This window comes from bacterium, assembly GCA_035295165.1.
GTDB lineage: Bacteria > Sysuimicrobiota > Sysuimicrobiia > Sysuimicrobiales > Segetimicrobiaceae > JAJPIA01.
Map to the genome: position 1 here is coordinate 49,259 of DATGJN010000119.1, position 13,571 is coordinate 62,829.

Genomic DNA, 13,571 nt, shown 5'->3' on the forward strand with positions numbered 1-13,571 from the left:
AGGCGCATACGCGTCGTCGCAGCGGAGTTGCGCGGTGGGCCGAGGTCTCGCGTGACGATGGCGAACGGGCGGGAGCATCCTGCGTCGCCTCCGTCCGAGATGGCCGTTCGAGAGCTCGCCGCTGTCTGCGGCGGCGTCGTCGTGCGGGGCGATCCGGCGGCGTCCGTCCGCGGCGTGACCGTCGATAGCCGCGCCGTTTCGCCGGGCATGGTGTTCGTGGCGCTGCGGGGCGAACGGACCGACGGGCATCGGTTCGCGGCCGAGGCGTGCCGTCGGGGCGCCGCGGCGGTGCTGGGGACGCTGGATGTGCCGGACGTGCCGCCGGAGGTCGCGATGATCGTTGTCCCGGACACGCTGCACGCGTTGCACGTGCTCGCGCGGAACGTCCGGGACCGCCAGGCGCTGCGGGTGATCGGCATCACCGGGAGCGTCGGGAAGACCTCGACCAAAGAGCTGACCGCGGCGGTGACCGGCCGAATGTTCCGCACCGTCCGGTCACCGCGCAACTGGAACACCGAGATCGGGATCCCGCTCGTCCTCGCGAATGTTCCGAGCGACGCGGAGATCGCGGTGGTCGAGCTGGCGATGCGGGGGCCGGGGCAGATTCGCGAGCTCGTGGCGGTGTCGCGCCCCGAGATCGGCGTCGTCACGAACGTGGGGGAGTCCCACTTGGATTTCTTCGACGGCCGTGAGGCCCTCGCCGCGGAGAAGACGGCCCTCGTCGAAGGGCTGCCGGCGGATGGGGTCGCGATTCTGAACGCCGAGGATGCGCTGGTGCTGGCGATGCGCCGGCGGACGCCGGCGCGAGTTGTGACGTTTGGGCTGCGCGCGGGCGACGTCACCGCAAGTGCGATCCGCATGCTGCCGGGCGAGGGGAGCGCGTTTCGCCTCCACACGCCCGCGGGCGATAGCGAGGTCCTGCTCCACCTGCCCGGCCGCCATGCGGTCCTGAACGCGCTTGCGGCCGCGGCGGCCGGGGGGGCGCTCGGCGTGCCGGTGGAGGAGATCGCGTTGGGACTCGGAGGGGCGTCGATGCTGCCGATGCGGCTGGCCGTGCGCCGGGTCGGCGAGGTTACCCTCATCGACGACACCTACAACAGCAGCCCCCAGTCGATCGAAGCCGCGCTGGATGTCGTCGACGAGCTGCCCGGCGCACCAAGGATCGCCGTGCTCGGCGACATGCGAGAGCTCGGGGCGGCGTCGGACGACGCGCACCGCCGTGTCGGGCGGCTCGTCGCGGGCAGACGGTTCGACCTCGTGATCGCGTTCGGCCCGCTCGCCGCTGAGCTCGCCGGGTCGGCCATCGACGCGGGCGGCGCCCGGGTGACCCATACGCTGGACCCGGCCGAGGTGCTGCGAGTGCTCCGGCGCGAACTGCGACCCGGCGCGGTGGTGTTGATCAAGGGTTCGCGGGCGCTGGAGATGGAACGGATCGTGGCGGCCCTCGAGGGCGGGACCGGCGTCGGCGATGCGGCCCCACGCGGGCGGGGGCTCGCGTGGGCGTGACCCCGGCCCTCTCGGCGTGGGGGCTCGCGGTCGCGCTGACCCTCGCCGCGGGCGCCCCGGTCGTGACGTGGCTCCGGCGGACCGGCGTGGTGCAGATTGTGCGCGACGACGCGCCCCGTCGTCACGCGGACAAGGCCGGGACCCCGACGATGGGGGGCGTGCTGATTATTGGAGCGGGGCTCGTCGCGGCGCTGGTCGTCGCGGCCGCTGCCGGCCGGATCTCGCGCGACCTCGCCGTCGGACTCGTCGTGATCGCGATCTTCGCCGCGGTCGGCGGGGTGGACGATGCACTGGGAATCGCACGGGGGCGGAACCTCGGGCTGCGTGCGCGGGACAAACTGGCGCTGCAGATCCCCGTCGCCCTGCTGGTCGGCCTGTACGTGGCGCGGACGCCCCGCCTGGGCAGCGCCGTGGCGCTGCCCGGCACGCCGTGGCATCCGGACCTGGGCTGGGTGTATCCGTTGTTGTGCGTGCTGCTGGTGGTGGGGATGGCGAACGCGGTGAACCTGACGGACGGTCTCGACGGCCTGGCGGCCGGCAGTGTCGCAATCGCGGCGGCGGCGCTCGTGGTGCTGATCGGCCGCGCCGGCGCCGCCCCGGTGGCCGTGATCGCGGCGGCCGTCGCCGGCGCGGCGCTCGGTTTTCTGTGGTTCAACGCCCACCCCGCGCGCGTGTTCATGGGTGACGTGGGCTCGCAGGGACTCGGGGCGGCGCTCGCCGTCACCGGGGTGCTGGCCAAGTTGGAGGTCGCGATGTTGATCATCGGCGGCGTGTTCGTCGTCGAGGCGCTGTCCGTGGTCCTCCAGGTCGCGTACTTCCGGTTCACCGGAGGGCGGCGATTGTTCCGGATGAGCCCGTTGCACCACCACTGCGAGTTGAGCGGGTGGACGGAGACCCAGACCGTCGTCCGGTTCTGGGTGTGCGGCGCCCTCTTGGCGGCGCTCGGGATGGCGCTCGTATCGTGATCGCCGACGTGCTGCGCCGGTTGCGGGGCCAATCGATCCACGTCGTGGGCCTGTCCGGCACCGAGGGGTCCACGGTCGTGGAGTTTCTGTTGCGCCACGGGCTCACCGGCATCACGGCGCACGACCTGCAGACCCCGGAGACGTTCGCGGACGCGTTCCGCCGGGCGCACGCGTGGCTGGAACCGGCCGAGCAGGAGGCGGCGGTCGCGCGCCTCCTGGCCGCGCCGATCACCGTCAGGTTTCGCGACCGGTACCTGGAAGGGATCGCGGACGCGGGCATCATCTACACGACGCAGGCGTGGTTCCGGTACCCGGAGAACGCGCCGGTCCGGCGGGCCCGGGATGCGGGCGTGCCGCTCAGCAGCATGACCGCGCTGTTTTTCGAGACCGTGCCGTGCCCGATCCTCGGCGTGACCGGGACGAACGGGAAGTTCACGGTCGCGCACCTCGCGGCGATGATGCTCGAGGAGAGCGGATCCCGGGTGTTTTCGAGCGGCAACGATCGGACGCACGTGCCGATCCTGTATCGGCTGGACGAGGTGACGCCCGACGCGGTCCTCGTGCTGGAGATCAGCAACCGCCAGCTCGTGGGGTTGCCGTACAGCCCGCACATCGCGGTGATCACGAACTTGGCCAGGCACCACCTGGACGACCACGGGTCCTTCGAGGCGTACGTGGAGACAAAGCGGGGGATTCTGGCGCACCAGGGCGCGGGCGACCGCGCCGTCCTCAACGGCGATGATCCGACGACGCGGGCGCTCGCGGCGGGCGCGCCGGCCCCAACGCTGCTGTGGAGCCAGTACCGGACGCTCGACGAGGGCGCCTGCGTCGTGGACGGGCAGATCGTGCTCCGGCTCGACGGCCGCGAGGAGCGGGTCGGCCCGGCGGCGCTTCCGGTGCCCGGCGCGCACGCGCTCGAGAACGCGCTGGCGGCGGCGCTGGCGGCGCGCGTCGCGGGCGCTGCTCCCGGGGCGATCGAGGCCGTGCTGCGGCGGTTCCGGGGCCTTCCGTACCGGTTGCGCTTTGTCGCGGAGATCGCGGGGGTGCGCTACTACGAAGACTCCCTCGCCACGAACCCGGCCGCGACCGTCGCGGCCGTGCTCGCGCTCGATCGGCCGCTCGTGCTCCTCGCGGGCGGACAGCGGCCGGGCGCCACCGCGGGTGATTTCCGGCCGGTCGCTGAGGCCCTGCGGACCCGCCCGCCGCGCGCCGTGGTGGTGTTCGGCGCGATGGCGTCTCGGATCGCAGACGCGATCGGCGAGGCTGGCGGGGGCGTCCGCGTCGTGCGATGCGAGACCCTGGACGAGGCGGTGGCGGCCGCACGCGCGCTCGCGCGGCCCGGGGACGCCGTCAGCCTGTCGCCGGCGTGTGAAAGCTTCGACCAGTTTCGCGACTACCGCCACCGTGCCGAGCGTTTCTGCGAGTTGGTCGCAGGGCTCGGGCGGGACGCGGCGGTCGAGGAGTCGGAGCCCACAGACGCGCTGCCGCGGGGAGCGAGGAGCGTAGACCCGTGGAACTGATCCACAAGCGCGGGGCGGCGTGGGGGCTGTTCTTGACCGTGCTGGCGCTCAGCATGATCGGCGTCGTCATGGTGTACAGCGCGAGCGCGGTCGTGGCGCAGGCACAGTACCACGACAGCGCATGGTTTCTCAAGCGCCAACTCCTGTACACGGTGATCGGGCTCATCGGCATGTCGGTCGCGTGGCGGCTGCACTACGCGAGGCTCCGGCAGATCACCCTGCCGCTGTTGGCGATCACGTTCGTGTCGCTCCTGCTGGTGCTCATGCCGCACATCGGCCGCGAGGCGGGCGGTGCGCGCCGATGGCTGACATTCGGCGGACCGCTCAACTTCCAACCGGCCGAGCTCGCCAAGCTGGCGATCATCCTGTACCTTGCCAACTTCCTCGCCAACCGCGGGGAACGCGCGCGGGAGTTCGGCGCGGGCATGATCCCGCCCGTGATCGTGTTGCTGGCGCTCGCCCTGCCGATCGTGAAGCAGCCCGATCTGGGCTCCGCGCTGATCGTGGCGCTCATCGCGTTCGTGCTGTTGTTCGTCGGTGGCGCCCGCCTCGACCATCTCACCCTGGTTGCGGGCGCGGCGGTGGCCGCGGTGCTGGCCGCGATCCTGCGGGGCGGGTACCGGACCCACCGGCTGTTCGCGTTCCTCGACCCGTGGAAGGACCCGCGGGGAACCGGGTTTCACATCATCCAGTCGCTCCTCGCCCTCGGGTCGGGAGGCGTGGTCGGCCTAGGCTTGGGGCACAGCCGGCAGAAATTCTTCTACCTACCGGAACGCCACACCGATTTCATCTTCTCGATCATCGGCGAGGAGCTCGGCCTGATCGGGACCGCCGCGGTGATCATCCTGTTCCTGTGCCTCGCGGTGTGGGGCTACCGGATCGCGTCGCGCGCCCCCGACCGGTACGGGGCGTTGCTGACGTCGGGGCTGACGACCATGATCGTGGGGCAGGCGGTCCTGAACATCGGCGTCGTCTCGGGATCGCTGCCGATCACGGGCGTGCCGCTGCCGTTCATCAGCTTCGGCGGATCGTCGCTGGTGCTGAGCTACATCGCGATCGGCATCCTGTTGAACGTCTCCCAGTACGCGCACGAGGAAGAGCCGGTCGTGGCCCGCCGCCCGGCGCGGCCGGCGCATGCCCGGCGCCGGTCGGCGTGGGCCCGCGGATGAACCTGCTGCTCACCGGCGGAGGGACCGGCGGCCATGTGTATCCGGCGCTCGCGCTGGCGGAAGCGCTCCGCCGCCGCGACCCGTCGGCGCGCGTGGCGTTTGCCGGCAGCCGGGGCGGGATGGAAGCGACGCTGGTCCCGGCCTCGGGCGTCCCGTTTGTCGGGTTGCGCGTGCGCCCGCCCCGGGCGCGATCGCTGCCGCGCACCGCCATGTCGCTGGCCACGGGGGTGCTGAGCCTCTGGGAGGCGGTGCGGCTCGTGCGGCGGTTCCGTCCGGACGCGATCGTCGCGACCGGCGGGATCGCGGCGGCCCCTGTGGTCGTCGCCGGCGCGGCGCTGCGGGTGCCGGTCGTCATCGTGGAGGGGAACGTGCTGCCCGGCCGCATCAACCGCGTGCTCGCGCGATGGTGCCGCGCGGCCGCGGTCGCGTGGGACGACGCCGTCCCGCTCATGCCGGCGCGCCGGATCATCGTCACCGGGTTGCCGATCCGCCGCGAGGTGTGCGAGACGCGCAGAGCGGACGGCCTGCGCGAGTTCGGTCTGGCGTCGGACCGGCACACCGTTCTCGTGCTCGGAGGGAGCCAGGGCGCGTCGCGCCTGAACGCCGTGGTCGAGGACGCTGTCACGTACCTCCGGGATCGTCGCGACCTTCAGGTGCTGCACCAGGTCGGCGGCGGCTGGGCCGGCGGCTCGGGCGCGCGAGAGGACCGTACCGTCGGCGGGGTGCGGTACGTGCGCGTGCCGTACGTCGAGCACATCGGTGCCGCCTACGCGTCCGCAGACCTCGTCGTGAGCCGATGCGGCGCGACCGCGCTCGCCGAGATCACCGCGGCGGGGCTGCCGGCAATCCTCACCCCGTATCGCTACGCGGCGGACGATCACCAAGCCCGGAACGCCGAGCCGCTGACGCGCGCCGGCGCGGCGTCGGTGATCCCGGACGCCTCGCTCGACGGGGAGACGCTCGCCCGAGAGATCGCCTCGGTGTTCGACTTTCCCGGCCGGTTCGCGCGCATGGCCGCTAGCGCGCGGGGGCTCGGCCGCCCGGAGGCGTCGGAGCGCGTGCTCGCGCTGGTCATGAGCCTGGTGCGCCGGCCGGCCATCCAGAGGGCCGTCGGGTGATCGCGCCCGGCACCCGGGTCCACTTCATCGGGATCGGCGGCGCCGGTATGAGCGCGATCGCGTCGGTGCTCTTGGCGCGCGGCTATCCCGTGTCCGGCTCCGACCTTCGGGAGAGCGAGGTGACGCGGCGGCTGCGCGCGGCCGGCGCGCGGATCCAGATCGGGCACGCCCCGGAGCACGTGACGGCCGGGCAGGTGGTCGTGATCAGCCGCGCCGTGCCCGACGAGAACGTGGAGATTCAGCAGGCGCTCGCGCAGGGGCTGCCGATCATGCACCGCGCTCAGATGCTCGCGGCGCTGATGGAAGGGGCGCGGGGCATCGCGGTGGTGGGCACGCACGGCAAGACCACCACGACCTCGATGACCGCCCTCGTGCTCGAACGGGCCGGCCGCGATCCGACGGTGCTGATCGGTGGAGAGGTGGAAGACTTCGGCGGCAACGCGCGCGCCGGGATCGGGACGGACCTCATCGCGGAGGTGGACGAGAGCGACGGCTCGCTCCTGTGGATCACCCCGAAGATCGCGGTCGTGACGAGCCTCGACGCCACCGACCACCTCGATTTCTACGGGTCCGAGGCGCGACTGGTCGAGACGTTCCGGATGTTCCTCGGCGCGCTTCCGCACGACGGGTTCGCCGCGATCTGCTCCGACGCCCCGGTGGGCCGGGAGCTGGCGGCCCATGCGCGCCCGCGTGTCGTGACCTACGGGCTTGACGCGGGCGCGGGCTACGCCGCGCGCATCCTCGAGATGGCCGGGCGCCGCACGGTGTTCGAGGCGCGCCGCGCCGGCCTCATGCTCGGCCGGGTTACGCTGGACGTGCCCGGCCGGTACAACGTTCAGAACGCCCTCGGCGCGCTCGCCGTCGGGACCGAGATGGACGTTCCGTTCCAGGTGTGCGCCGACGCGCTCGCCTCGTTTCACGGCGTGCAGCGGCGGTTCACGATGCGGGGCGAGGTGGCCGGGGTGCTCGTGGTCGACGACTACGCCCACAACCCGACCAAGGTGGGTGCCCTGCTGCAGGGCGCGCGCGAGTGCTGGCCGGGCGCCCGCATCATCGCGGTGTTCCAGCCGCATCGGTACACGCGCACGCGGACGGTCGGCGAGCAGTTCGGGGCGGCGTTCGACTGCGCCGACGAGGTGATCCTCACCGACATCTATCCAGCGGACGAAGCGCCGATTCCGGGGGTGGACGCCGGTATCGTGGCGCGGGCGATCGGCGGGCGGCGTCCCGTACGGTTCATCGCCGATGCCGGCGACGTCGCGGCGGTGCTCGAGGAGGAGGTCCGGCCGGGCGACTTGGTGCTGACGATCGGGGCGGGGGACGTCTCGAAGGTGGCCGACGAGTTGGTCGTCCGCCTGAAGCGCCGCGCGGCCGAACGGCCGCGCGCGTCCGGGAACGCGGGTGGGTAGCCCGGAGACCCTCGCCGCAGCGCTGGAGCGTCTGTGTCCCGGCGCGATCCGCCGGGAGGAGCCGCTGTCCCGCCACGTCTCGTTTCGCATCGGCGGGCCTGCGGATGTGCTGGCGCTGCCGGGCACGCTCGACGAACTCGCCCGGGTCGTCGCGTGGCTCTACCAGGAGCGCGAGCCGTTCGTGGTGCTCGGCCGCGGCAGCAACGTGCTCATCGCCGACCGCGGCGTCCGTGGGGTGGTCGTCAAGACCGGCCGCGGTCAGGAGGGCCTTCGCTTCGACGGAACCCGGGTCGACGCCGAGTGCGGCGTGAGCGTCCCGTACCTCGCCCGCCAGGCGTCGCTGCGCGGCCTCTCAGGCCTGGAGTTCGCCGGGGGCGTGCCCGGCTCGGTCGGCGGCGCCCTGGCGATGAACGCCGGGGCGCACGGGCACTGCATGGCCGAGGTCGTGACGCGCGTCCGGGTCGTGACGCCCGATGGCGAACGGACGTGGCGCGCGGACGAGTTGGCCTATGCGTACCGTGAGAGTCGTCTGCAGCATGAGCCCGCGGTCGTGCTCGACGCGACGCTGGAACTCGCGCAGGAGAGCCCGGAGGTGACGACGGCCCGACTCGACGAGTGGCTGCGGCACCGCAGCGACACGCAGCCGCTCGGCCCGCCGAGCTCCGGGTGCATCTTCCGGAATCCTGCCGGGGATCACGCGGGGCGGCTGATCGACACCGCCGGGGGCAAGGGGCTTCGGGTCGGGGGGGCGGTCGTGAGCGACCGCCACGCCAACTACATCCTCAACACGGAACACGCGACCGCGGCGGACGTACTCGGCCTGATCGCCCTCGTGCACCGGCGCGTACGCGAGCGGTTCGGCGTCGAGCTCGAGACCGAGGTCAAGCTGCTTGGGGAGTTCGACGCACGATGATCCTGGGGCGCGGGCGACCCGCCGGACAGGACCGCGCTGCCGAGTCGGAGGCGCCGTCGCGTCGGCCCGCGGTGCCGCCGGTACGCCCGGCGCGGCCGGGCGACGGGACGGTGACGCCAGCCGGGTCTCCGGCGGCGCCGCGGTTCCTGCGCCTGGTCCGATTCCTGGCGGCGACGTGCGTCCTGTGCGCCGTCGCCGCCTTCCCGGGGTCCTCGCTGTTCAACCTGGATACGGTCGTGGTCCGGGGCAACGCGCACATCGCAGGTGCGGAGATCCTCCGCCGGGTCGGCATCGGCCCCGGGGACAACGCGTTCCGCGTCGACGCGGTGGCGATCCGGGAACGTCTGCGCGAGGACCCGCGCATCGCCGACGCGTCCATCGCTCTCGCGTTTCCTCGGAACCTTATGGTGTCCGTGCGCGAGCGAGACCCGGTCGCCGCACTCGCATTCGGGGAGGGGTACGTGCTGCTGGGGGCCGACGGCGTGGCGATCGCGCGCGTGTCCGGACCCGGCGCCGCGATGCCGCTCGTGGTGGACCGTCTCGATCTGCCGTGGGTGCAGGCCGGGACAGCCGTACCGTCGCCGAGCGTCCGATTTGGAGTGACGGTGGCGGCGACCCTGCCCCCGCGCCTGCGTCCGGACGTCATCGGGTTGCGCGTGGACGCAAGCGGCGAAGTCGTGCTCCAAGCGCGTGACGGCATGTGGGTCAAGGTCGGAACTGCGGACGGTCTCACCGACCGACTGGCCATGGTACCGGGCGTGCTCGCCGCGGTTCGCGCGCGCGGCCTCCACGCGCAGTACGTGGACCTCCGCGTGCCGGGGAGCATCGTGGTGATGCCGGCCGGCGCCGCGCCGCAGGACGGTGCCACACCGGCACGCCCGGGCGCGCCGGCAACGGTCTCCACGCCCCCAACGCCGTCGATGCCCGACGCAACGCCGCGAGGCGGGGGCGGGCAGGAGAACACTTCGCATCGTGGAATACAGCCAGGACCACCACATCCAGTGCCCCCGTAACGAGCGGCCGGAGGAGGGATCACGTGGCCAGACGGGGACCGCTGGTGGGACTCGACGTCGGGACCACCAAGGTCTGTGTGATCATCGCAGAACAAGACGAGGAAGCGGAGGTCCACATCAAGGGGATGGGGACCTCCCCTTCTACCGGCGTCCGGAAGGGCGTCGTCGTCGATCTGGACGGGACGACGCGGGCGATCGAAGAAGCGGTGGATCGAGCGGAACGGATGGCCGGCGTGAAGATCGCCGCCGCGCTCGTGTCGGTCTCCGGGGAGCACGTCGCGTCTCAGAACAGCCGTGGGGTCGTCGCGGTGTCGCGGGCCGATCACGAGATCGGCGAGCAGGACATCTCGCGGGTGGTGGAGGCGGCGCGGATGACCGCGATTCCCGCGAGCGACCGCGAGATCGTTCACCTCATTCCGCGCGACTTCGTCGTGGACGGGCAGGACGGCGTCAAGAACCCGGTGGGGATGTACGGCTCTCGGCTTGAGGTGGAGGCACATATCGTCACGGGCGCGGGGACGCTGCTGGCCAACCTCCTGAAGTGTGTGCAGCGGGCCGGCCTCGAGATCGAGGAACTCGTGCTCGAACCACTGGCGTCCGGGCAGGCGGTGCTGGCCCAGGCGGAACGGGACCTGGGCGTGGCTGTCGTGGACATCGGCGGCGGCACCACCAGCGTCGGCATCTTCACGAACGGCGGGCTGTGCCATACCGGGATTCTGCCGGTGGGCGGGAGCCACATCACCAATGACATCGCGGTCGGCCTCCGCACGCCCATCGCGGAGGCCGAGCGGCTCAAGGTCGCCTACGGGAGCGCATCGGCGGCGACGGTGGGCGCCGAGGACACGATCGAGGTGCCCCGCATCGGGTCGCACGAGCTGGTCGTGCGACCGCGGCGGGCACTCGTCGAGATCATCGAGCCGCGGCTCACGGAGATCCTCGGCATGGTGAAATCGCAGATCAAGCGGTCCGGCTACGCGAACCTGATTCCTGCGGGGGTCGTGGTGACCGGCGGCACCGCGCTGTTGGCCGGTCTCGCCGACGCGGCATCTGCGTTGCTCGAGCTGCCGTCGCGCGTCGGCGTGCCAGACATTCGGGGGACGATGGCGCATATGGTGGACAGTCCCGCGTACGCCACCGGTGTCGGTCTCGTGCTGCACGGGGCGCGCCAGCGCGCGCCCGGGCGGCTGGTGCGGACGGTCGACGGCACCGGGTCGGTGTTCGGCCGGGTGCGGCAGTGGTTGCGCGAGTTCACGCAGGGCGCATGAGCAGGGGAGGGCGAGGAGCGCGGGAAGAGAGCCCCAACGCATAGACCGGTCGCGTACCGTCAACGGCATACGAGATGGCAGCAGTAGTGGCAGCAGCGTGATTTCGCAGCATACGTCTTGGAGCGAACGGAGCGGGCACATGACGGAGAAACGGTGGCATCACCCGGTCCAGCGATTGCTCTCGGAACGGCGGAGCCAGACGGCAGTCATGACACGCCACACAGCAGTGACGACACGCCCGGGGGACGGGGACAAGGCGGTGGTCCCCCCAGAGGGTGCGGGAGGGGTGCGGATGGCGAACGTCGAGCGGGATCTCCGGCGCTACGCGGCGATCAAAGTGATCGGGGTCGGGGGCGGCGGCAGCAACGCGGTGAATCGCATGATCACCGCCGGCCTTCGAGGCGTGGAGTTCATCGCGATCAACACCGACGCGCAGGCCCTGGCGCTGTCGAACGCCGACAAGAAGATCCACATCGGCGGGAAGCTCACACGCGGACTTGGTGCCGGCGGCGACCCGGAGGTCGGGCGGCAGGCGGCCGAGGAGACTCGCGAGGAGCTCACCGAGGTGGTCGAGGGCGCCGACATGGTGTTCGTGACCGCTGGCATGGGCGGCGGCACGGGGACGGGCGGCGCGCCGATCATCGCGCAGGTCGCCCGCGAGCTCGGCGCGCTGACGATCGGGGTGGTCACCCGGCCGTTCAGCTTCGAGGGCCGCCGCCGCGCGGCCGCGGCCGAGGAGGGGATCCGGAACCTCAGGCAACGGGTCAACACGGTGATCACGATCCCGAACGACCGGCTGCTCCAAGTCGTGGATAAGAGCGCGACGGTGGTCGAGGCGTTCCGGGTCGCGGACGATGTCCTGCGCCAGGGCGTGCAGGGGATCGCCGACCTGATCACGGTGCCCGGGCTGATCAACCTCGACTTCGCCGACGTCCGCACGATCATGACCGAGGCCGGCTCCGCGCTCATCGGCATCGGGATCGCGAGCGGGGAGGGCCGGGCGGCCCAGGCGGCCCAGGCGGCGATCGCGAGCCCGCTGCTCGAGACCTCGATGGAAGGTGCCCGCGGCGTGCTCATCAACATCACGGGCGGCATGGACCTCGGGATGCTCGAGATCAACGAGGCCGCGCAGGTCGTCCAACAGGCCGCCGACCCCGAAGCGAACATCATCTTCGGGGCCGTGCTGGACGAGCATCTGGACGGGAAGATCCAGATCACGGTGATCGCGACCGGATTTGAGGGACCGCGCCGGACGGCCGACCTCGCGGAGGGCATGGCGGAAGCGGCCGATGCGCCGCCGCGCGAGACGACCCGGGTCGGGCTGGAGGACCTGGACATCCCCGCGTTCTTGAGGAAGCGCTAGGATTCGCTCCGTTCGAGGCGGCGCCGCGCATGTGGCGGCGCCGCCCGCTTTGGCACGTCGTTTCCAATCCCGGGGCGGCGTGGTACGCTTAGGGTCATGGTGAGTTCTCCGGAGGACCATTTTGCCGCCGTCCGGGCGGCGGTCGAAGCGTGCTTTCCGGTACAGGAGCTCTGGTTTCAGGACGGTCGGCCGGCGTTCGCGATCAGGCCGGGGCCGGACGACAAGGCGCGATTCCTTCGCCTCCGGGAGAGACTCGACGGGCTCGGCGTCCTCCCGTTGCTCCGCCGCCACGACGGAGAGACGATCGTGCTGCTGGTGCCGAAGCCGCCGCCGACACGAACGCGCTGGGTGTGGCCGATCGGGTTGTTCGCGGCGACACTCGTCACGACGTTCATCGCAGGCTATCTGAACGCGCAGGGCGGGTGCGTGCCGGGGTTGCTGTCCCCCGTCGCCGGCGGGGTCGCGTTTTCGCTGTCGCTTATGGCGATCCTGTTCTGCCACGAGATGGGACACAAGCTCGTCTCGATCTGGCGCAAGATCGACGCCAGCCCGCCGATGTTCATCCCGATGCCGCCGCTGCCGGGGTTGGCGATCGGCACGATGGGCGCCGTGATCTTGACACGCACGCCGTCGCCGAACCGCGATGCCCTCGTCGAGCTCGGGGCGAGCGGGCCGATCGCGGGGTTCATCGTGGCGGTCCCGATTCTCGTGTACGGTATCGCGCACTCGCTCGTGATCTCGCATGCCGCGATCGTCGCGAACGGCTGCCAGCTGACGGCGATCCCCACCCCGATGCTGGTGGACCTGCTCGTGCGCTGGCTGCTGCACCCGAGTCCGAGCGCCGACGTGCTGATCCACCCGATGGCGTTCGCCGGCTGGGTGGGGTTGCTGGTGACCGCGCTCAACCTGCTCCCCGCGAGCATGCTGGACGGCGGGCACGTGATGCGGGCCGTGTTCGGGCCGCGTGCACATCTGATCCTGTCGTACGTGGCGGTAGGCGTGGGAATTCTGTTCGGATATTGGGTAATGAGTCTATTGATCTTGTTGATGATTCGCCGGGGGCACCCGGGACCGTTGGACGACTGTTCCCCCGTGACCCCGGTCCACAAAGCGATGGCGGCGGTGCTCATCCCGATCTTCGTGCTGAGCGCAGTACCGCTCGCCACACTATAGGAGTGCGTCCCATGGCCGGCCCCGAAGTCCTAGTTGAGGCCGAGAACCTCGAGAAGCGGTTTCCGCGGTACCACGCCGTCCGCGGGGTGTCGTTCCAGTGCTACGCCGGTGAAGTGTTCGGGTTGCTCGGTCCGAACGGCGCCGGCAAGACGACCAC

The 13,571-nt window shown here is 71.6% G+C and carries 11 protein-coding genes; all 11 read left to right on the top strand.

The genetic code is table 11. The features are described 5' to 3' along the window. Positions 1-57: 57 nt before the first annotated feature. Complete coding sequence (gene murF, locus VKZ50_22035) at positions 58-1,506, top strand: UDP-N-acetylmuramoyl-tripeptide--D-alanyl-D-alanine ligase (GenBank protein HLJ62408.1); 1,449 nt, start codon at positions 58-60, stop codon at positions 1,504-1,506. Continuing rightward, positions 1,497-2,471 carry a phospho-N-acetylmuramoyl-pentapeptide-transferase gene (gene mraY / locus VKZ50_22040; protein ID HLJ62409.1) on the top strand — a complete coding sequence of 325 codons (975 nt, stop codon included), beginning with the start codon at positions 1,497-1,499 and terminating at the stop codon, positions 2,469-2,471. The genes murF and mraY overlap by 10 nt, the downstream gene beginning before the upstream one ends. Continuing rightward, positions 2,468-3,991: a UDP-N-acetylmuramoyl-L-alanine--D-glutamate ligase gene (gene murD / locus VKZ50_22045; protein HLJ62410.1), complete on the top strand. Its 1,524-nt coding sequence runs from the start codon at positions 2,468-2,470 to the stop codon at positions 3,989-3,991. The genes mraY and murD overlap by 4 nt, the downstream gene beginning before the upstream one ends. Then, positions 3,982-5,160, top strand: a complete 1,179-nt coding sequence (ftsW, locus tag VKZ50_22050; GenBank protein HLJ62411.1) for a putative lipid II flippase FtsW — start codon at positions 3,982-3,984, stop codon at positions 5,158-5,160. The genes murD and ftsW overlap by 10 nt, the downstream gene beginning before the upstream one ends. Further along, complete coding sequence (murG, locus tag VKZ50_22055) at positions 5,157-6,278, top strand: undecaprenyldiphospho-muramoylpentapeptide beta-N-acetylglucosaminyltransferase (GenBank protein ID HLJ62412.1); 1,122 nt, start codon at positions 5,157-5,159, stop codon at positions 6,276-6,278. Before ftsW ends, murG begins: the two co-directional genes overlap by 4 nt. Beyond that, a complete protein-coding gene (murC, locus tag VKZ50_22060) occupies positions 6,275-7,687 on the top strand; it encodes a UDP-N-acetylmuramate--L-alanine ligase (GenBank protein HLJ62413.1) in 1,413 nt (470 codons plus the stop codon). Before murG ends, murC begins: the two co-directional genes overlap by 4 nt. Then, positions 7,680-8,600, top strand: a complete 921-nt coding sequence (gene murB, locus VKZ50_22065) for a UDP-N-acetylmuramate dehydrogenase (GenBank protein ID HLJ62414.1) — start codon at positions 7,680-7,682, stop codon at positions 8,598-8,600. Before murC ends, murB begins: the two co-directional genes overlap by 8 nt. Continuing rightward, the gene (locus VKZ50_22070) at positions 8,597-9,613 is read left to right on the top strand and encodes an FtsQ-type POTRA domain-containing protein (protein ID HLJ62415.1); all 1,017 of its coding nucleotides are present in this window, start codon (positions 8,597-8,599) and stop codon (positions 9,611-9,613) included. Before murB ends, VKZ50_22070 begins: the two co-directional genes overlap by 4 nt. Positions 9,614-9,636: 23 nt before the next feature. Continuing rightward, the gene (gene ftsA / locus VKZ50_22075; GenBank protein HLJ62416.1) at positions 9,637-10,878 is read left to right on the top strand and encodes a cell division protein FtsA; all 1,242 of its coding nucleotides are present in this window, start codon (positions 9,637-9,639) and stop codon (positions 10,876-10,878) included. 292 nt (positions 10,879-11,170) lie between these two features. Beyond that, positions 11,171-12,241, top strand: a complete 1,071-nt coding sequence (gene ftsZ, locus VKZ50_22080) for a cell division protein FtsZ (protein HLJ62417.1) — start codon at positions 11,171-11,173, stop codon at positions 12,239-12,241. Positions 12,242-12,337: 96 nt separating this feature from the next. Next, a complete protein-coding gene (locus VKZ50_22085; protein HLJ62418.1) occupies positions 12,338-13,414 on the top strand; it encodes a site-2 protease family protein in 1,077 nt (358 codons plus the stop codon). Positions 13,415-13,571 lie beyond the last annotated feature (157 nt).

What these genes read in the sequence shown, in the direction of transcription:
- murF (HLJ62408.1), top strand. Translation starts at nt 58, where the DNA reads ATGGCGAACGGGCGGGAGCATCCTGCGTCGCCTCCGTCCGAGATGGCC.
- murG (HLJ62412.1), top strand. Translation starts at nt 5,157, where the DNA reads ATGAACCTGCTGCTCACCGGCGGAGGGACCGGCGGCCATGTGTATCCG.
- VKZ50_22070 (HLJ62415.1), top strand. Translation starts at nt 8,597, where the DNA reads ATGATCCTGGGGCGCGGGCGACCCGCCGGACAGGACCGCGCTGCCGAG.
- ftsZ (HLJ62417.1), top strand. Translation starts at nt 11,171, where the DNA reads ATGGCGAACGTCGAGCGGGATCTCCGGCGCTACGCGGCGATCAAAGTG.
- VKZ50_22085 (HLJ62418.1), top strand. Translation starts at nt 12,338, where the DNA reads ATGGTGAGTTCTCCGGAGGACCATTTTGCCGCCGTCCGGGCGGCGGTC.